Below are 18479 nucleotides of genomic sequence, written 5' to 3'. Positions count from 1 at the left end.
CCGAAAAGCGGGAAACCCTACCCGCCTGGCCCGCAAGTTATTTAGGGCGTTGAGGGTGACGATATGGGAATGCCATTACGGGAATATTACTCAGTAGTTCGCGCTGCTGAGTTGCTCGGATGTAAAGTTGAAGATTTGTTTCATTGGGCTTCGATTGGAGCAATCAAGTTGTTTGTTTCTTTTGAGGAAGGACATGGATATGTCCGTTTTATTGGTGATGGTGTAAAAAAAGAAAAAAGGAATTTAGATAGATTCACAGAGGAACAATTTGAATCTGCCCAACTTCTCAGAGATGAACTTTTTAAAGAAAAATATACCATCGATAAATTTTCCAGAGTTGTCTCATTAATGAGATATGAAGATATAGATTTAGACAGCCTCCCACGCGAAGAAAGATTTTATCCCTGCTCATTTAGCGGATTATGGGCTTTGCCGCAAAATGCATACGGAATGACCGTGCTTTATAGTTTTCAGCCAAGTATGGATGATTTTTGGCTTTCGGCAGAAAGCAAGATGTTTGTTTCTTTTGAAACGGATGAATTTCTTAATTTCGAGGTTGAAGATCTCTATATTTCTAAATCTGATTTTGTTTCAATTAAAAAATGTAATGATGGTGATGAATTTCCAAGTTATATTAATGGTGGAAAAGAAAAGATAGAACCGTCAAAAAATCCCGATGAAGCTCACTCAGCAAAAACCATAAATAAACGTGCTCAGTTTATAAAGTCGCTTTTGCGCATTCATTATGGAAACGAGGTGGCAGAAAATCCGCGCCGATTTCTTGATAAAAATGACAGTGATATAAGCAAAGATTTTAAAAATCTTAACATCGTGGCACCCTCAGGAAGGGCTGTTCAGGGATGGGTTGATAATGTTGATATCCCTTTCTCTGTCGATGAGTAATCTGCGGAAATTCCGTTAATTTTCCGGAATATTTCAGACAAGTTCTTTTTGATTGATAACAATAACCTCCACAAACCTAGAAACAGTGGAGGCAGTATGAACAATATTATCTTTACCCCACCTAACCCCGAACAACGCCGTAACCTTCTTGAGGAGTACGGCTTCAAGTTTGATCGCCGGATTCGTGAAGATGAATGTGGCGAAATCACAAGCCTTTCCCGCTCCAGTCGTTGGAAGATGGAGCAAGAGGGCCGCTTTCCTCCGCGCTGCCACTTTGGCCGCAATAGCTGCGCTTGGCTTTTGTCCGATGTGCTCTGGTGGGTTCGTAATCCCCCTGCTGTACCTAACGTCAATAACCCATATAGCCGTAAATCGGCCTAACAGAAAACCAATGCAACCACACGCAACTTCGTCTGATCAGCGAAAAGAGAATTTGTTGCGTGGCGTTGCGTTAAAAATATTGCAGCATACCTAACGCTGTCGCGGCGGCTCTGAATAACAACTTTTTGGAGCGATAGAAATGACTCGGAAAAAATTAACTGCCTTAACTGGCAGCGGAAAGACTCACCCTGAAGCCAGCAAAAAGGCTAATTTCACGGCAAATGAAAATGATATTTCTGTAATTAAATTTGAAGGACGCACGGTCAGGATTGTGAATGTTTTCGGTGAGCCGTGGTTCGTTGTGTCTGATGTGTGCCAGGCATTGGAAATCAGCAACCCAACCAGTGCCGTTACCTCTCTGGATGGTGACGAGGTAATGACCCTAACTTTAACTGAGGGTCATTCCGGTAAGCGTGGCGGAGCGCGTAGCTGGAATATGGCTGCTGAGTCCGGCTTCTACAAACTGATCGCCCGCAGCCGTAAAGCCTCCACGCCCGGTACGTTCGCCCACGGCTTCAGCAATTGGGTGTTCCGCGAAGTTATCCCGTCCATACGTAAAACCGGTTCATACGGCGTCCCGTTCTCATTCCTGAATGACTTCAGTCGTCGTAAGGATCAGTACACAAAGAAAGCCAGTAAGTGCGGTAGTGACCTACAGGCGTGCAAAGGAGAGAAAGCCCGCCTTGAGATGGAAGAAATTGGATTATGGAGAAAGTATCAACCCGGCTTACTGGAGGGAATTGAAGATGATGCATAAAACAAAGGCAGCTTTGCAGAGCTGCCAATGTCACTACGGAATATTCAAGCAGAGCCAGCATACCAGGATTAGTGCTGGTGGTCAAAGTATAGACGGAGCACAAAAATACGAGTTGCCACGTAATCAAAGAGTTAAAAAATTTATCATATCGAAAAAACAGTGTTCGTTACTTGATACGGTTTTCCTTAATAAACTCTATTCCTTTGATGAGTCTTTCCTCGTTTATAAAATCTGTGCGATTTATGGAAAAAGGCCCAATACGCTTATCATTATTTTCGGAGAGATAAATACAAAAGGAAATTGGATCACCCTCGTTTGTATTTCCATCATCAATAACTTCAAGTGGAAGGTAATAAGCTTTAATAATTTCAATTGCTTGATTACGGGTAATCTTAATCATTTTATTATTTACTCCGTTATAGATTTTTTCGGCAACTTGCGTTGGCGTCGCTTGATCTCGCCTTTGATTGAGGCGACAACAAAACCGGCGGTGCTTTCACCTTCCTCTTTAACTTTTTCAAGTTCATCAATCAAGTCTAATGGTACTCGTGAGACGATTTGTTGTGATTTGTTGTTTCTTGAACCTGTTGCCATGACTGTGTTTCCCTTTGATTGGTGGCATTCAGTATATGCAAAAATAAAACACAATCAAGGCTTGAAAGTGGCATTCACTTTGTTCTATGTTAAGTGCATGCCACCTTTCAGGGTGAAGCATGAATGTCAACGCCCCGGAGTGCTTGGAACCACTGCCGAGGCGTCTAACCACAAACCGTTAATTGGAGTAACAGTTATGGCTGGATCACAGCATACCCAAACTCACCCTAAATTTACATGGCTCTTTCTTGGCACTCCTGCCGGTACGTCATGCACACCCGTTGTGCTACGCACGACCGCAGCAACCGAAGATGATGCCCGTGCCGAGTTCAGCGGCTGGAAGTTAACCTTTGCCGCGAAGATCCGCACTGAAAGCTCGATTAGTGCATCGTGGACTTGCCCAGACAGCATGACGCTCTGGAGCCTCCTTGGAACTGATATTTCATACCTGAATGAAATGGTAGGGGGTAGCCATGCGTGAACATATCACCTTAGACCAGGCCGAATATAAATCCGCACTGGCCGCCTCACTGTTCAAAACCATTTTGGAGAAAGCCTGTGCTGAGTGCTCAGAGACCCTCCTTAATCACATCTCTCTGGCATGTGACCTTAATCAGGAAATTCACAAGGCATTAATCGCTGTAACGGGCAAGGGAGACACCAAATGAGACAAGTTCCTTTTGAAGTCCTGATGCACGCTGAGAATGCGCTTTCTGAGAGCGAAGGCGCTTATGAGATCCTGAGTATGTGGCTTGACAGCATACCCAATGGCGTTGAGTTCCACGGTGAAGCGTGCCGGGTGAGTGCGATCATGACGCTTTTGCATAAATCTATCGGTGAGCTGCTGAAAGCGCAGGAGGCCTACAGTGCGAAACCCTGAAATCAATGACCGCTGGAAGGATAAGCGCGGCGAAATGGTCACGGTGAAAGATATTGCCTTTAACCGGGTAACGTTTGTTCGCGAGGGTTACGAATTTCCCTGCATCTTCCCACAGGAAAGGTTTGTTAAAGAGTTCAGTTTTATCAGTTGGGGTATGCCTGATGCGAAATGATTTTGTTAACGATGTGCGCAGCAGGGCGAATGGTTATTGGCCGTCAATACTGGAACGGCTTGCTATTCCGACGAACCGAAGTGAGGGGGCGTGCCCGGCATGCGGAGGTAAAACTCGCTACCGTTTCGACGACAAAGACGGGCGTGGCACTTACTACTGCTCACACTGTGGTGCGGGTACCGGTCTGGATTTGGTGATGAAGGTCAATCAATGTGGTGCCAGAGAAGCGGCGGAGCTGGTGGCCGACGCAATGGCACTGCCGTTACCTGAACCGAAGCCAGCCGGAGAGAAGCCTCAAACGGATATCGCCGGGAAAGTTGCGGCGCTGACCGCGAAAGCTTCTCCGGGGCAGTCTGCCTACCTCACATCAAAGGGGCTTCTGTGTTCCTTCCCGATGCTGTCAGATGGATCGCTGCTGCTGGTGCTGAAAAACGGCGCTGGCACAACGACAGGCGCACAGGTGATTAAACCTGATGGCAGTAAGCGGCTGGTGGCCGGAACGGTAAAGAAAGGCTCTTTTTGCGTGGTTAATTCCGGTGAAACGCCGGAGACGGTGATTATCGCCGAAGGACTGGCAACGGCGCTTTCAGTTCAGCAGTTCCGCCCTGATGCGACAATTATCGCAGCAATTGACGCCGGGAACCTGCTGCCAGTTGCGCAGGTGATGCGACAGCGTTACCCGGGTGCGCAGATCATCATCGCCGCAGATAACGATATTAAGCCCGGCGAACCAAACACGGGAAAATCAGCCGCAGAAAATGCCGCTAAAGCTGTCTCTGGCTGGGTGGCTTTACCTCAGACCGAGGGAAAGGCCGACTGGAATGATTTTCACCAGCAACATGGGCCGGAAGCAGCGGCAGCAGCATTTAATGATTCGATGTACCAGCCGGAGGGCGAGAAGGTGGTGGTAAAACTCAAGGCAATTGACGGCGGAAAAGAGAATCAACACGAAGCTGTTACACCTGCACTTAATCAAATGGGGGCTAGCCAGCGCGGAGAAGTCCTGCTGGCTCACTACGATGGCGACCTTGCGATCCATGCAGATTCCGACACGGTACACCATTACAACGGTGTGGTATGGGTTCCTCTGACAGACAAAGAATTGCAGCGAGAAATGGCGCAGATCTACATCGATGCGGAGGTGGCGTATTCACAGAACGCTATCAAATCAGCAGTCGATACAATGAAGCTGGGACTTCCGGTAATGGGTACAACAGCCCGTAACCTGATTGGTTTCAGCAATGGGGTTTTTGATACCCGCTCAGGACAGTTCCGGCCTCACAACCGAAAAGACTGGCTTCTCGTTGCGAGTGATCTGCCGTTCAGCGAACAAGCAGAAGGCGAGACCCTCGCAACCCATGCGCCAAACTTCTGGAAATGGCTTCGCCGTTCTGTGGCCAGTAATGACCGAAAGACCGATCGTGTATTGGCTGCGCTGTTTATGGTTCTGGCGAACCGGTACGACTGGCAGCTGTTTCTTGAGGTCACGGGACCCGGCGGCAGCGGTAAAAGCGTCATGGCGGAGATCTGCACGATGCTGGCGGGCAAGGCCAACACCGTATCGGCGAGCATGGCGGCGCTGGAGAACCCAAGGGAAAGGGCGCTGGTGGTGGGCTATTCGCTAATTATCATGCCTGATATGACCCGGTACGCTGGCGACGGCGCAGGGATTAAAGCGATCACTGGCGGGGATAAGGTGGCTATCGACCCAAAACACAAAGCGCCATATTCAACCCGTATCCCGGCGGTGGTGCTGGCCGTCAATAACAATGCTATGACGTTCAGTGACCGCAGCGGCGGTATTTCACGGCGACGGGTGATTTTCAACTTCACCGAAGTAGTGCCGGAAAACGAACGCGATCCGATGCTGGCCGAGAAGATTGAAGGAGAGCTTGCGGTAATCATCCGGCATCTTCTTGTGCGATTTTCCAGCCAGAACGAAGCCAAACAGCTTTTGCATGAGCAGCAGAAATCAGAAGAAGCGCTGGCCATCAAAAGAGAAGGTGATTCACTGGTGGATTTTTGCGGCTACCTGATGGCGCTTGTTGAGTGCGAGGGAATGATTGTTGGCAATGCTGAGATGGTGCCATTCAGCCCGAGGCGTTATCTGTACCACTCATACCTTGCCTACATGTCAGCGCATGGCCTGGGTAAACCCGTATCATTGACGCGGTTCGGCACTGATATGCCGGGGGCAATGTCTGAGTATGGCAAAGAGTACAAGCGCAAACAGTGCACCCGGGGGCCGGATAAAGGGCGTACGATCTCAAATGTCCTGTTAGGTGATGATGCTGATGGGTGGCTACCAGCAGCAACAGGAAATAATAATGGTGAGCAGGGGTAGAATTTAAAAATTATCGATAAAGTGTCTACCGTGTCTACTGTTATGAATAATATATTAAATAACAATTGGTTAGATGGGTAGACACTTGGTAAACAGTGTTTGGTAAGGTATCTACCGTGTCTACTTTCGGTTTGTTTTTTGCACAATGGTAGAGAGTCTGGTAGACAGTAGTAGACACTTTAAAAGGTAACTCTCTACCGTGTAACATAATGAATATTAAAGTAAAAAATCAAAGAGTAGACAGGTAGACAGTTTAAGGTACAAATTTTAATTTATAACTGTGGGGAGTATTAGAATGACAGCACAGATATCAGCATACGGGCGTCTGGTGGCCGATCCGAATACCAGAACAACGGGCAAGGGTACAAATATGGCAATGGCGCTGCTGGCAGTATCACTGCCCTGTAATGCCGCTGAGGATGGACAGGCTACTTTCTGGCTGGGTGTTCTCGCATTTGGTAAGCAGGCTGATGCGCTGGCGCGGCATGTGAAAGGCGACCTTGTCAGCGTGGCGGGCAATATGCAGCTCAACCAGTGGACGGGCAAGGATGGCGGCACACAGCAAGGCTATCAGGTCATTGCGGACAGCGTACTCAGTGCCATAACGGCACGCCCAGGCGGTAAAGCAGGTCAACAAGGATAGGCTACTGATGCCCTACGACGGGCTCACGAACATCAAACGCCCACTACCGAGTATGAAGGATTCGACCAGACCACGCCGTATGACGATGATTTTTAGATAGTAAGCTGAATGCTAGGCACTTGAGTGTTTCCTGACTTCCGCAAACTGTTAATGTACTCCCCTAACGGGAAAAAGACGGCATCTAGATCATCCCATTCTCAGAGGTGGCAGCAAAGGATGCATTTATGAATATCAAAACGTCAGCCGGGATGACGTGATGGCGGCGCACCGCGTGCCACCGCAAATGATGGGGATTATGCCGAATAATGTTGGGGGGGGGGGATATATTGAAAAAGCTAGCCATGTCTTTGTACGTAACGAATTAATTCCATTACAAAAAAGAATATCGGAGTTTAATGAATGGATACAAGATGATGTCATTACCTTTTCATCGTATATACTTGATATGCAAAGCTGATAAACAAATGCCAACCTATCGGGATGAACCCTGAATGATTTCAGGGTTCATCTTCTTCTTTAGGCATCCAGCACAGAAAATCCAGTGTAAGTTTTCTTGTTTGAATTTGGTTTTCCATTGAAAATTCATTCGGCATTAATACATAGTCACTTAATGCAGCATCATGCAGAACATTTCCTGAAGCCTGCATCATATTTAGCTTTGCATCTTGTTTATTAATTTCACCTATAATTAGTTCTAGTTCATTTGAAATTACACCCCCTTGCTCTTCTGTACATGTTTGGCTAAGTAGTGCAGTCAAAGTGACGTCATACTCAGGTGCGTCCTCTTCATCCATAGGATGGACGAAAGCATAAACATCTAAGATCTCGTTATAATACTTAATCAAAAAGTTCTGTAACGGATGTCCTTCAGGATTTTTAATGTATTTATCAAAAAGCGAGCGATTAAACCCATCAGGCAATGGTCTCCTCGCATAATAGTTCACCAACCATGACAATAAGATGCTTTTATTATTTTCAACATTAAACTCACACAAGTGGAGTTCATCATTCCGTTTCAACCTTTCTAACTCTTGAATAAAAATTTCTTTTGATAAGAGACTAACCTCTTCTTTTTTTAAGACGTATTCGTCAGTATCTTTCAAGAAAATCTTATGGACATTCCTAGCATATTCAATGGATTTTGCTCCCCGACGCTCTCTAGATTTAGCTTTTCTGAAAACAAGCACCTCAATATAATCAAAAGAATGGCTATCTATATCACAATCCTGACTGATTATTAAAAGGAAATCTTCTTTCTTTGCAGTCTTACTACGAAATGACTCTGTCGCGCGGCATTGCGATAGAGAGGCGATGAAGTCGGCATCACAACACTCCAACGACATAAACTTAAATTGCCTAACTCCCAAGTCAATCAAAACGCTCATAATTAACCTCTAATTATCTATTGCTAATTATTGATGTTAATTTTTGATCATAAATAGTCGCCGCTCGAGCGGTATTCATGTTTTTTAGTTTAAAAGAAACAACCTTACAGATTTCAATGAGTTTTTCAAATTCAAAAGTTTCTGTAGTTAAATGCTTCAACAAAGTTTTCCCCTCGACAGAAACAGATTTCAGCCCTTTAGAAACATTATATCCTCTATCCTCAACAGCTTTTGCTAAGTGAAAAAGATTTAAGTACTCACTGACATCTACTGAAGATGAACAAGAAATATGGTTATAGATCGTAGCCCTTGAGACACCAACTATTATGGCAATATTTGAAGTTGACAAACCAAAAGTTTTTTTAATTTTATCAACCATATCCGAAACGGTGTAACAGTCTAAATCGATAGCAGAATCTGAAATTAAAGACTCTATTAAATAAAGATAGTCTCCATAAGGCACACGTTTATCGCCTGAAGTATAATTTTCAATCAACGGAAGTACATGCTTATCATGATTATGATGGCGCAATATTCTATCCAAGCTCATGTTTTTGAAAAAACGTTTTCTATTAACTGTGTCATCACGCTCTGCGGTATAGGAATACAAATAAATCTCTTCTCTATTAATATTACCGTGTGCAATATTAATACTCTTCCCTGCAAACGGGCTATAGCTATCACTAAAATCATCATAAAACATTGCTGACATATGCCCCCCTTATTCCTCTGAGTATTCCCAAACAATGTTACAAACTTCTTTATTCAACATTTCTTTAAATGCATTGCCACAATTTAAATGAGAATCACTAAACAATTGTTGAGCGCTCATTTCTTCCAAAATTTTTCCTGCATGTAACTGAGCCGCTTGCGTGGTCAATATAATATACGGTTCATGGCTTTCTTTTTTTGGCTCATACGTAATGGATATAGGCATTACAAATTTAGGTTCAGGCTCCATCATAGCATCAGGAACAAATCTTCTTACGCGCTGAGGCAACTGTTCCAATGAAATATAAATTCTGTGTGTTGCATCAATGATCTCATTTAATTCTGTTTTTGCGACAGCAAATATATTATTTCTTTTACCGAATGAAGTCATTGGTAAAGTATTTTCTCCGCAATTGAAGAAATCACTTAGCTGGTATTTATCCACAGGCACAATGACATCTACATAGGCTAAAATAGCTTCATTAATAGCGGCCTTTCCGTAAGCAGGAACCGAATCAATAAAAGCTTTTAATACAGAATTAAACTCTTCCATGAAATAATCATATTTTATATAAGAAGTGATTCTAAATTCTATTGAATCAGAATCAAAGATAATAATTTTAGTACTATCAATATTTAAAAATGCAGTCCTCTTCACTTGATTGAAAGATGCACCGATATCCAGACTTGGATTTAATGCTGCAAAATCCAACTCATGAGCAGTAGAGATCTCCTTGTTAATGAAACCAAGCATAGTTAAACTTTGCTGCAATTCAGCCATCTGTTCTGACTTTAAGTCAGCCAAAGCACTGGTTGTAATTCTCCCTACAACATACGATAGGGGGGCTTTTATGTATCTTCCACTCATTCATCATGCCTCATTTGGTTAGACACTTTTTTAGACATAATATAGCTCATAAGTTCCATTCAGCCTAAACATTATGTTTACCTTTGAGGTAGCACTATATGTAGGAATGCGCCTTAAAAAACACACAACATATAGACTTCTACATTTAAGCGCGCGATCGTATCCCCGCCACGCCTGCCCGCTTTGTGTAGTGGTTTTCATGCACCTGCATGAGAGGCGAAAAAGCCCGCAAGAAATGGATGGAAAGGCGGTTAATGGGACCAGTGGAGAGGCTTTTGGCAACCTGAATGCGGGCTAGGGGGCATGATACAAGGCTACCTGCTGGCCTACCTGACGGCGATTGCCGCTTGGCCAGTCACACTGTCGTTAATTGGTCTCTCTGCAACAGGGGCATTCTTTACGCAGCGCAGGGGGCTGAGTGTAGTCCTTGTCGTTCTGTTCATGCTGGTGGCCATCACTGCGTGGCAGTTTCAACACTATATGTAAAATCAAAAGCCTCATCAAAATGCCCATATTTTATTTATAGGCAGAAACGGTGTGTTCTGGCTATGTATGGCAGGAATGATGTGTTCTGCCTATAAGGGCAGATTTATGGTCCATCTGGCAAGGACAAGGGCCCAGCTCGCCATCATATCCGCAAATCTCTTCCTCAGTCCTGAAGGCTGCTTAATTTTTCCCCTCCATTTTGTAACGCAATCAGCACCCCTCATGTAGTCCGTAATTCTTTTGATTAAAATATTTTATCTTGACGATTTATTTTATTGATCATAAGTTAAGCGTATACAGAAGAAGTCTGTATGTTTAACCAGTGTCAGGAGGTCAGGAAAATGGCAGTAACCAGCAAAAAGCCGATTCTTGTCGATCAGCCGATTCTCGAAGGCTTACAGCGCCTTCGGGATGATGAATGCCGACGTTCTACCGTAGGCGCAGCGCCAAGCATTCAGGAGCTGGCGCGTCACCTTTTGCGCCAGGGCATCCACCGGCATGAGGCGGGCAAGAAGTAACGCTACCACCCGAAAAGGAGAAACCAATGCCGTTAATGAAATTACCCACATGGGCGCTAACAGCGTTCGGTACGAAAGGTAAGAAAAAACAGCCCCAACTATCTGAGGAAAACCCATCCATGTTCGATTTCTCGCATCTGTCAGGAAAAACCAAAACGAAAGGCGAGTCCGATAACGGGAATGCGCCGCTGAAACTGGACAATGACGACACCCAGATCACCCGACCTAAGCAGCACAGTCGCGGCCACAATGTCGCGGTATCGACTGAAGCTAAAGATAACCCGGTTCTGGCGGTTCGTTTGCTGAAGGAGACCGAGCTTTCTTCGAAGAAAATTAAGCTGAAACTGGCATCGTCACCGGCGGCCCTTTCTGTCTTTACCATGAAATTTATGGAAGAGAACGATCCAACCTGGGAATTTCAGGACGATGAAGAAAAAGCCCGCACGGCGCTGATGTTTTCGACGCAGAATCGCGACGCAAATGGTTATATCGCTGCCAAAACCAGCGCTCTCAAAGCATTGAAGAAAATGGAAGAGCCTCTGACAGAGGATGAGGTCAAGGCATTAGCCGACATAGCATCTAAAATGCAAAACGATTACGACCCGATGTCGCCTGACAACGTGAGAGCCCGCCGTAAGGCTGATGAAGAGTATCGTGAGGAAGTCGCACAGGCGGCCGCACGCCGCAATGATCGTATCCGGGCATCTGGTGTGAGCTTGCCGGGAGATACTCGTCGCGTTAATGGCAAGATTGAAGGACCAAACGGCGAAGTCGAGCTCCTGAAATCACAGGTCCCTCTTTGATTGGGCGCTGAGGTAGTTATGATTAACTTTCAGCATCTCACTCCGCCGCAGCACGATGCGCAGGCATATGGCTTTTCCGGGCGCCGTATGCAGCGCACGCACCGGCTTCAGCAATCTGTTGAAGATGAGCAATCCCCTGAATGCCGCCATTCTGATGCACATCTGATCGCTGTGAGCAGGGAGGCAAAACAAAACCCGATACTGGCATTTCATCTTATCGCCGATGGGCTCCCACACCAGCGGGCCATCGCCAGATTACAGGTCCGTGCTCGCCAGCTTAGTCAGTTTACCCGGCGAGTTATGGAGAACGTTTACCCTGGCTGGGAGCTCCTTGATGCCGAAGACCAGAACATGGCGGCATTCCAGCACAGCATGATTAACGGCGACACCAACGGCTATCGGGCTGGTTTTAACGCTGCTCTGTCGGCGCTGGAGAAGTTTGTAGAGCCAGTTACGTTTGACGATATCGCTGATTCGCTCATAGAAAAAGGGAGGCAAGGACATGGGAATGCTGGCCGACATCAACCTCTTCGGAGGTGAGAACCATTATCAAATAAAAAATGGGTCCTTCCTGAGACTTTTGTAAGGCACGGGCATTGCGCGCCGCAGTGTTTTTGTAGCTACAGGTTTTGAATTTGATTCACACTTGCGCACTTTCACACTTGTCACTTTTTGTTATTGGTTTGTTAATTGTGAGTGGTGGCAAGGTATAGCGGGAAGTTTCGGTAATTTTTGATTCACAGTTTGATTTACACATTCAGTCTAAAAAGTGTGAACCCTTCACACTTTGTGTGCACAGTCGGTGTGAAGGGTTCACACTCCGTCAGCGAGGTAGGTTGTTATGTTAATGTCAGTAAGTCAGTACGCCGAGCATAGCGGCATGAGTCGCCGGTCATTTTACAACTGGGAAAGTAAGCAGGGATTCCCGGCGCGGGTTGACGGGAAGATTGACCAGGAGGCTTGCGATGCTTACCTGTCCCGTTACCGTGACAGCCATGATCCGCGCGCTCAGAACGCGAAAAGCAAAGCGGTGGTATCCGATGGCCGCACTGTTGCTGGTAGCGCTCTGGTAGAGATGAGTGTTGCGGAGATTAAACGCATCATAGCGTCAGGCGTCACCAAGCTGGCCGGGATGGATCCGGACGAACGAGCCCTGGTTGCTGCAAAGGCCGTAGAGCTGTTTGTAAGCGAAGGCCCCTATAACCCGCCAGTGACATTTGGCAGCTACCGGCTGTCGATTGTTGAAACGCCAGATGATGAAATCGGGCAGATCATCGCCGGTGGCGCGTTTGGCCTGTCTGCTGATGATGTGGTTTACGAGTGCCGGGATTACACCCTGACTCTCATGAGTGATGAAACCGAAGAAACAGCCATGCGGAGGGTTATCCCTTCGTTACTGTACGCCCTGGCCGACGATACCGACTAAACCAAAGTGTGCCAGCGGGCTCCTGTTATTCCAGCCCTTCGGGGCTGGCTTTTTATATATTTGCTCAGGGCATAGCCGGTGGGGCCTGTAGGGCAGGAGGATATCACTATGTTAAAACAGAAGAAGATCGAGGCGGTAATTGAAGCGCTGGCCCGCCTGCAGGGACATGAGTTGAACTCTGCCGATATGCTGGAGTTACGGTGCAGGGTGGCAGCAACGCTCGCAGCAAAAGAACGGCACCGCCGGCGGATGACGGCACCAGCTTATCAGTGGAAGAAACCGGATAATCCGCGACGCTGAATGATATGCACATATTTGCCTTCTATTGCGTCTATGTCACCTGCGCCATCCGTATAACGCACTACCAATATGGTACTTGGCAGGCTATAGCGGAGAGTTAACTCAATTCTGGCTCCGGTGGAGTTTGAGAGCTCAGTTCTTTTACCTTTAACCATAATTGCCCAGATACCACAATTTTTCCTAACGCATTAACCAAAGCCTCTTGATCCCAGCAGTCGGTACGCTCACCCAAGAATTCAATGGTAAAAGGATAGCCGTCTTGATGTTGCTCCCAACGGGCTACGGAGGCATTCAAACCATTTTTTAATACTATTTTTAATGTTCCGGAGTCAGGGGTTTTATTAATCTCCAATACCGGCTCAGACCCTTGAGTTACCATAGTGTAGGTATTTATTATATCCACTAACACGTTTTTTTGTTTATTATAACGTTCAATGGTGATAAGCCCCTGGGTCTCTTTCTTTAATTCATCATTCAATGAGGAAAAAACATCATCAACGCTTTTACGATTCTGCTCAACATTGCTTGCGGACTCCATGCCTGTTTGAATAAGCTCTTTAAATTGAAACATTTTTAGCCTCTCTTTTACTAATGCATCCGATCACTGGTATGTGGTCAAAACAATGTTTACCGTCCATTATGGCAGCGCGTAGTTTATCAGTCAAAACGATACCGGTGGCTGATTCTTGCAGATACCATGGGCCAGAATTTAGGAAATGACCTGAGAAAATAATTTGATCAAATGTAGACCAATGGTTACGATTTCCTGACTTACTGTAACAGGTACCGAAGTCATGCTGTTGCTCATTAAATGTAAATGGCATTCTGGCTGCTAGGGTTTTCCAATAGGGGTTGTAGAGCCAAAAATCGGGATTTGAAAGCACTAAAGCTCGGTCGTTCGTGGCGCGGATATTCTTAAATAAACTATGGGAGTATGGTTCGTCGTTATAATCCCCCATCAGTATAACCTGTTGATTATCTTTAATTAGACTCTCTACAAAATGGCGTAAGCCTTTCGAACACTCCTCCCTAAAATCTTCTGCGATCTTAAGTAGTTGACCAGACCAATGTGAGACGAGAACGTTTATGACAGTGGGGCACTCTTCGTTGACAACCATAAACAACTGTTGAGCAATTTTTACAGAAGACGTACCTAGGCTACCGGCATGTGCGAGTCCATGCTGGACGGCAACGCGAGTCGAATCATAGAAATAACCAATGTCAAATTCACTTCCAGTTGAGGTCTTATCCGGCATAAATTGTGCTGAAAGAGATAATCCAAAGCCAGTAAGTGCATTTGAAATGTATTCAAATGACGTTTTGTTAACCTCACATAGCGCTAAAAAAAATATCTCGTGCTTCGTAAACAGATCGGCGATTATCTCAACCGCATCAGCCATATTAGCTGGCGATTGCATTTCCTTTCGACCTGGTGGTGACATCGCGCAATTCCAGAATGCGAAACGAAAATCCAAGGAACCCCTCCACCATTCAGATAATGACACCCTGAATTATACCCACAGGTACGATAGTATGAGAAATAATTAATATCATCAGGGTTGCGGCTTGCCTCGCTACGAATGAACGGCATCCCAACAGGATGAATACTGGTGTAATTTGAGTGGAGAAATCTGAGGAGTCCACGTCGATAACTCTCTTCATCGTTCGTTGTAGTTCAGTCTCATGTGTAGCTAGTTGTGTAGTCATTTCAATAAAAAAAGCGAATTCCCATGCAGAAGATCGCCTTTCTAATCAAAGCCTAACTGATTAGTGTCAACCTGCTAACCGCCAGCGGCCTCAACTCCGGCTTTGTATCCTTCTTCATAGGGATCTGAGCCTAATGGGGTCATTGGGCCAATTGGCGCGATTGGAGGAATGACGTTTCCTTGTACTGATTTGTAGCCATCGCTGTACCCACGAGCGTAGTCTTCTTGGTGGCTCATCTTGCTACTCCTTTCCCATTTAACAGATCTCCAGAATACGATGCCTTGCCTAAGATTTACAGTTTGAAGTGATAGCCAGTGCTGCATTTTTCTTCTCTGAACATAATACTGTATACTCGCCGCCTTTCTTCGGTACTCATGCTTTCGCATCATTTCGGGGTTGTGTGATAGTCCGTATATCAATCGGTGTATCAATATTTACTGAATTGCATAGCATGGGATTGAATTTAACTGATTAAAATCAGTGAGATATATAGATAATGAAACATATTGTAGAAGTGATGATCCCGGAAGCCGAGATCAAAGCGCGTATCGCCGAACTGGGTCGTCAAATCAACGAATGCTACAAAGACAGCGGCAGCGAAATGGTGCTGGTGGGGCTGCTGCGCGGCTCATTTATGTTTATGGCCGATCTGTGTCGTGAAGTGCAGGTGCCGCATGAAGTCGATTTTATGACCGCCTCCAGCTACGGCAGCGGCATGTCGACGACCCGTGACGTTAAAATCCTCAAAGATCTGGATGAAGACATTCGCGGTAAAGACGTCTTGATTGTGGAAGACATTATCGATTCCGGCAACACGCTGTCTAAAGTGCGTGAAATTCTCAGCCTGCGTGAGCCGAAATCTCTGGCGATTTGTACGCTGCTGGACAAGCCGAGCCGTCGTGAAGTGAACGTGCCGGTAGAGTTTGTTGGCTTTGCTATCCCGGATGAGTTCGTGGTCGGCTACGGGATTGATTACGCTCAGCGCTATCGCCATCTGCCGTACGTCGGCAAAGTGGTGCTGCTGGACGAGTAAGGTTTTATGCAACCCCGGACGATGGCGCACTGCGCTGCCGGGGTTTTCTGAAGCGGGCGGGTTACTTGTGGTTGATGTGTTTGCTCTTGAGGTTGGAAATTCCCTGACGGTAGCGCTGTTCAAGGGTTTCGCGGCTGACGGCAGTCACATCAAGATCGCGTAACAGCCCGTCATGGATACCGTAGGCCCAGCCGTGGATGGTGACCTTCTGCCCCCGCTTCCACGCCGACTGCATAATGGTCGAGTGGCCCAGGTTATAAACCTGCTCCATCACGTTCAGTTCACATAACGTATCCAGCCGGCGCTCTTCGGGCATTTCGCCCAGCAGCGAGCTGTGTTTGAACCAGATATCGCGAATATGCAGCAGCCAGTTGTCGATAAGCCCCAGCTCGGTGTTTTCGACCGCCGCCTGCACGCCGCCGCAGCCGTAGTGGCCGCAGATGATGATATGCTCGACTTCCAGCACGTCGACGGCATACTGCACCACGGAAAGACAGTTCAGGTCGGTATGAATCACCAGATTGGCTACGTTACGATGGACAAACAGTTCACCGGGCTCAAGGCCGGTTAAGCGTTCCGCAGGAACACGGCTATCAGAACATCCAATCCACAGAAAGCGTGGCTTCTGCGCTTGCGACAATGTCGCGAAAAAGCCGGGGTCTTCTTCCACCAGCATTTTTGACCATAGTGCATTATTGCTGATGAGTGTATCTATATCATTCATGGACGTTTACGGCCTGTAACCAAGTAAGTGCGTTGGGCTAATATAGGTTAACCTCACTTTATTTAAAACAACCCATCGCGTGTCATGACACGAGAAGAGATATTTAATGACCATTGCTCTGGAATTAAAACAGCTCACCAAGACCTACCCCGGTGGGGTTCAGGCGCTTCGGGGAATCGATCTGCAGGTGGAAGCAGGGGACTTTTATGCGCTGCTCGGCCCTAATGGGGCGGGGAAATCCACCACGATTGGCATTATCAGTTCGCTGGTAAATAAAACCTCCGGCGAGGTCAACGTCTTTGGCTACGACCTGCAAAAGGACGTGGTAAATGCCAAGCGTCAGCTCGGACTGGTGCCGCAGGAGTTCAACTTCAACCCGTTTGAAACCGTCCAGCAGATCGTCGTTCACCAGGCCGGCTACTACGGCGTTGAGCATAAAGAAGCGCTTCTGCGCAGCGAAAAGTACTTAAAACAGCTCGATCTGTGGGAAAAGCGCAACGAACGTGCACGGATGCTCTCCGGCGGGATGAAGCGACGCCTGATGATTGCCCGCGCGTTGATGCATGAACCCAAACTGCTGATCCTTGATGAACCTACTGCGGGGGTGGATATCGAACTTCGCCGCTCGATGTGGGGTTTTCTCAAGGATTTGAACGATAAAGGCACCACCATCATCCTGACCACTCACTACCTGGAAGAGGCGGAGATGCTGTGCCGCAATATCGGGATTATTCAACGGGGAGAGCTGGTGGAAAACACCTCAATGAAGGCGCTGCTTGCCAAGTTGAAATCAGAAACGTTCATCCTCGATCTGGCGCCGAAAAGCCCGCTGCCGACGCTGGAAGGTTATCAGTATCGGCTGGTGGATACCTCCACGCTGGAAGTCGAAGTGCTGCGCGAGCAGGGGATTAACAGCGTATTTGCCCAGCTGAGTGCTCAGGGTGTTCAGGTGTTAAGTATGCGTAACAAAGCCAACCGGCTGGAAGAGCTGTTTGTCACGCTGGTGCATGACAGAAAAGGAGAATCAGCATGATGCAGCTTTATTGGGTCGCGCTGAAAAGCATCTGGGCCAAGGAAATTCATCGCTTTATGCGTATCTGGATCCAGACGCTGGTACCGCCGGTGATCACCATGACCCTCTATTTTGTCATCTTTGGCAATTTGATCGGCTCGCGGATCGGCGAAATGCATGGCTTTACCTATATGCAGTTTATTGTGCCGGGTCTGATCATGATGGCGGTGATCACCAACGCCTACGCCAACGTGGCCTCCTCGTTCTTCAGCGCGAAATTTCAGCGCAATATCGAAGAGCTGCTGGTGGCACCGGTGCCGACGCACGTGGTTATCGCCGGCTATGTTGGCGGCGGGGTCGCGCGCGGGCTGTGCGTAGGGATTCTGGTTACCGCGATATCGTTATTCTTCGTGCCGTTCCAGGTGCATTCCTGGCTATTCGTTGGACTGACGCTGATTCTGACTGCGGTCCTCTTCTCGCTGGCGGGTTTGCTGAACGCGGTTTTTGCCAAGACCTTTGATGATATCAGCCTGATCCCCACCTTCGTGCTGACGCCGCTGACTTACCTCGGCGGGGTGTTTTACTCCCTGACCCTGCTGCCGCCATTCTGGCAGGCGCTGTCGCACCTCAACCCGATTGTTTACATGATCAGCGGCTTCCGCTACGGATTCCTCGGCATCAACGATGTTCCGCTGGTTACGACCTTTGGCGTACTGGTGGTCTTTATTGTTCTGTTCTACGCGCTGTGCTGGTATCTGATCCAGCGTGGACGCGGTCTGCGCAGCTAACCGCGCGTCGGCAAATAGCGTCTGGCCTGAAGACCAGGCGCTAT

23 protein-coding genes and 2 pseudogenes are annotated in these 18479 nt (G+C 47.1%); 19 read left to right on the top strand and 6 right to left on the bottom strand.

Going from position 1 to position 18479, the window contains the following annotated elements; translation table 11 throughout:
- Positions 1 to 63: 63 nt before the first annotated feature.
- The 10 genes and pseudogenes from AC007G_RS16090 to AC007G_RS16045 form a co-directional block, all read left to right on the top strand.
- Positions 64 to 903, top strand: a complete 840-nt coding sequence (locus AC007G_RS16090; protein WP_479466629.1) for a hypothetical protein — start codon at positions 64 to 66, stop codon at positions 901 to 903.
- 96 nt (positions 904 to 999) lie between these two features.
- Complete coding sequence (locus AC007G_RS16085) at positions 1000 to 1284, top strand: helix-turn-helix transcriptional regulator (RefSeq protein ID WP_053289919.1); 285 nt, start codon at positions 1000 to 1002, stop codon at positions 1282 to 1284.
- Between the two features lie 139 nt (positions 1285 to 1423).
- Positions 1424 to 2041, top strand: a complete 618-nt coding sequence (locus tag AC007G_RS16080) for a BRO-N domain-containing protein (protein WP_479466628.1) — start codon at positions 1424 to 1426, stop codon at positions 2039 to 2041.
- The gene (locus AC007G_RS16075) at positions 2031 to 3116 is read left to right on the top strand and encodes a host cell division inhibitor Icd-like protein (protein ID WP_479466627.1); all 1086 of its coding nucleotides are present in this window, start codon (positions 2031 to 2033) and stop codon (positions 3114 to 3116) included. Before AC007G_RS16080 ends, AC007G_RS16075 begins: the two co-directional genes overlap by 11 nt.
- On the top strand, positions 3109 to 3303 hold the full coding sequence (locus tag AC007G_RS16070; RefSeq protein WP_479466626.1) for a hypothetical protein: 195 nt from the start codon (positions 3109 to 3111) through the stop codon (positions 3301 to 3303). Before AC007G_RS16075 ends, AC007G_RS16070 begins: the two co-directional genes overlap by 8 nt.
- Positions 3300 to 3515 (top strand): hypothetical protein, encoded by a 216-nt coding sequence (locus AC007G_RS16065; protein ID WP_479466625.1) that lies wholly within the window; start codon positions 3300 to 3302, stop codon positions 3513 to 3515. The genes AC007G_RS16070 and AC007G_RS16065 overlap by 4 nt, the downstream gene beginning before the upstream one ends.
- The gene (locus AC007G_RS16060) at positions 3502 to 3687 is read left to right on the top strand and encodes a DUF4222 domain-containing protein (protein ID WP_154987611.1); all 186 of its coding nucleotides are present in this window, start codon (positions 3502 to 3504) and stop codon (positions 3685 to 3687) included. The genes AC007G_RS16065 and AC007G_RS16060 overlap by 14 nt, the downstream gene beginning before the upstream one ends.
- On the top strand, positions 3677 to 6031 hold the full coding sequence (locus AC007G_RS16055; RefSeq protein ID WP_479466624.1) for a toprim domain-containing protein: 2355 nt from the start codon (positions 3677 to 3679) through the stop codon (positions 6029 to 6031). Before AC007G_RS16060 ends, AC007G_RS16055 begins: the two co-directional genes overlap by 11 nt.
- A gap of 295 nt (positions 6032 to 6326) precedes the next feature.
- Positions 6327 to 6671 (top strand): annotated as a pseudogene (locus AC007G_RS16050) (single-stranded DNA-binding protein); the annotation flags it as partial.
- 135 nt (positions 6672 to 6806) lie between these two features.
- Positions 6807 to 7131 (top strand): annotated as a pseudogene (locus AC007G_RS16045) (phage portal protein); the annotation flags it as partial.
- Positions 7132 to 7171: 40 nt separating this feature from the next.
- Here AC007G_RS16045 and AC007G_RS16040 read toward each other — a convergent pair.
- Genes AC007G_RS16040 through AC007G_RS16030 form a run of 3 tightly spaced genes read right to left on the bottom strand, consistent with a single transcriptional unit; the run spans position 7172 to position 9638 of the window.
- A complete protein-coding gene (locus tag AC007G_RS16040) occupies positions 7172 to 8059 on the bottom strand; it encodes a hypothetical protein (RefSeq protein ID WP_106510639.1) in 888 nt (295 codons plus the stop codon).
- 13 nt (positions 8060 to 8072) lie between these two features.
- Positions 8073 to 8771, bottom strand: a complete 699-nt coding sequence (locus AC007G_RS16035) for a hypothetical protein (protein WP_106510638.1) — start codon at positions 8769 to 8771, stop codon at positions 8073 to 8075.
- Between the two features lie 9 nt (positions 8772 to 8780).
- Positions 8781 to 9638, bottom strand: coding sequence for a TIGR04255 family protein (locus tag AC007G_RS16030; protein WP_106510637.1), 858 nt, complete (start codon positions 9636 to 9638; stop codon positions 8781 to 8783).
- Between the two features lie 303 nt (positions 9639 to 9941).
- On the opposite strand from AC007G_RS16030, the gene AC007G_RS16025 reads away from it, so the two are divergent.
- The 6 genes from AC007G_RS16025 to AC007G_RS16000 all read left to right on the top strand — a co-directional run bounded on the left by AC007G_RS16025 (position 9942) and on the right by AC007G_RS16000 (position 13171).
- Positions 9942 to 10124, top strand: coding sequence for a hypothetical protein (locus tag AC007G_RS16025; protein WP_128696711.1), 183 nt, complete (start codon positions 9942 to 9944; stop codon positions 10122 to 10124).
- Between the two features lie 341 nt (positions 10125 to 10465).
- On the top strand, positions 10466 to 10642 hold the full coding sequence (locus AC007G_RS16020; RefSeq protein ID WP_022065042.1) for a hypothetical protein: 177 nt from the start codon (positions 10466 to 10468) through the stop codon (positions 10640 to 10642).
- 26 nt (positions 10643 to 10668) lie between these two features.
- Positions 10669 to 11445 (top strand): hypothetical protein, encoded by a 777-nt coding sequence (locus AC007G_RS16015; protein WP_224354398.1) that lies wholly within the window; start codon positions 10669 to 10671, stop codon positions 11443 to 11445.
- Positions 11446 to 11463: 18 nt separating this feature from the next.
- Positions 11464 to 11985: a hypothetical protein gene (locus tag AC007G_RS16010; protein WP_022065044.1), complete on the top strand. Its 522-nt coding sequence runs from the start codon at positions 11464 to 11466 to the stop codon at positions 11983 to 11985.
- Positions 11986 to 12286: 301 nt separating this feature from the next.
- Positions 12287 to 12871 (top strand): hypothetical protein, encoded by a 585-nt coding sequence (locus AC007G_RS16005; protein WP_479466623.1) that lies wholly within the window; start codon positions 12287 to 12289, stop codon positions 12869 to 12871.
- A 108-nt stretch (positions 12872 to 12979) separates the two neighbouring features.
- Positions 12980 to 13171 carry a hypothetical protein gene (locus tag AC007G_RS16000; protein ID WP_106510634.1) on the top strand — a complete coding sequence of 64 codons (192 nt, stop codon included), beginning with the start codon at positions 12980 to 12982 and terminating at the stop codon, positions 13169 to 13171.
- 97 nt (positions 13172 to 13268) lie between these two features.
- On the opposite strand, the gene AC007G_RS15995 is transcribed toward AC007G_RS16000, so the two are convergent.
- Both AC007G_RS15995 and AC007G_RS15990 read right to left on the bottom strand, forming a co-directional pair.
- Positions 13269 to 13742, bottom strand: coding sequence for a hypothetical protein (locus AC007G_RS15995; protein ID WP_106510633.1), 474 nt, complete (start codon positions 13740 to 13742; stop codon positions 13269 to 13271).
- The gene (locus AC007G_RS15990; RefSeq protein ID WP_142402409.1) at positions 13729 to 14613 is read right to left on the bottom strand and encodes an endonuclease/exonuclease/phosphatase family protein; all 885 of its coding nucleotides are present in this window, start codon (positions 14611 to 14613) and stop codon (positions 13729 to 13731) included. The genes AC007G_RS15995 and AC007G_RS15990 overlap by 14 nt, the downstream gene beginning before the upstream one ends.
- 761 nt (positions 14614 to 15374) lie before the next feature.
- Here AC007G_RS15990 and hpt point away from each other — a divergent pair.
- Positions 15375 to 15911, top strand: coding sequence for a hypoxanthine phosphoribosyltransferase (gene hpt / locus AC007G_RS15985; RefSeq protein WP_004857989.1), 537 nt, complete (start codon positions 15375 to 15377; stop codon positions 15909 to 15911).
- Between the two features lie 61 nt (positions 15912 to 15972).
- Here hpt and can read toward each other — a convergent pair whose 3' ends face one another.
- A complete protein-coding gene (gene can / locus AC007G_RS15980) occupies positions 15973 to 16635 on the bottom strand; it encodes a carbonate dehydratase (RefSeq protein WP_032689451.1) in 663 nt (220 codons plus the stop codon).
- Between the two features lie 106 nt (positions 16636 to 16741).
- Between can and AC007G_RS15975 the strand changes: the two genes are divergently transcribed.
- Both AC007G_RS15975 and AC007G_RS15970 read left to right on the top strand, forming a co-directional pair.
- Positions 16742 to 17668 carry an ABC transporter ATP-binding protein gene (locus AC007G_RS15975; RefSeq protein ID WP_004857993.1) on the top strand — a complete coding sequence of 309 codons (927 nt, stop codon included), beginning with the start codon at positions 16742 to 16744 and terminating at the stop codon, positions 17666 to 17668.
- On the top strand, positions 17665 to 18435 hold the full coding sequence (locus AC007G_RS15970; RefSeq protein ID WP_032689450.1) for an ABC transporter permease: 771 nt from the start codon (positions 17665 to 17667) through the stop codon (positions 18433 to 18435). The genes AC007G_RS15975 and AC007G_RS15970 overlap by 4 nt, the downstream gene beginning before the upstream one ends.
- The last annotated feature ends 44 nt before the right edge of the window (positions 18436 to 18479 follow it).

It is taken from the genome of Klebsiella sp. CSG-1 (genome assembly GCF_056521145.1).
Note: the sequence above shows the minus strand (reverse complement) of the source record. Positions and strands in the feature narration are given on the sequence as shown.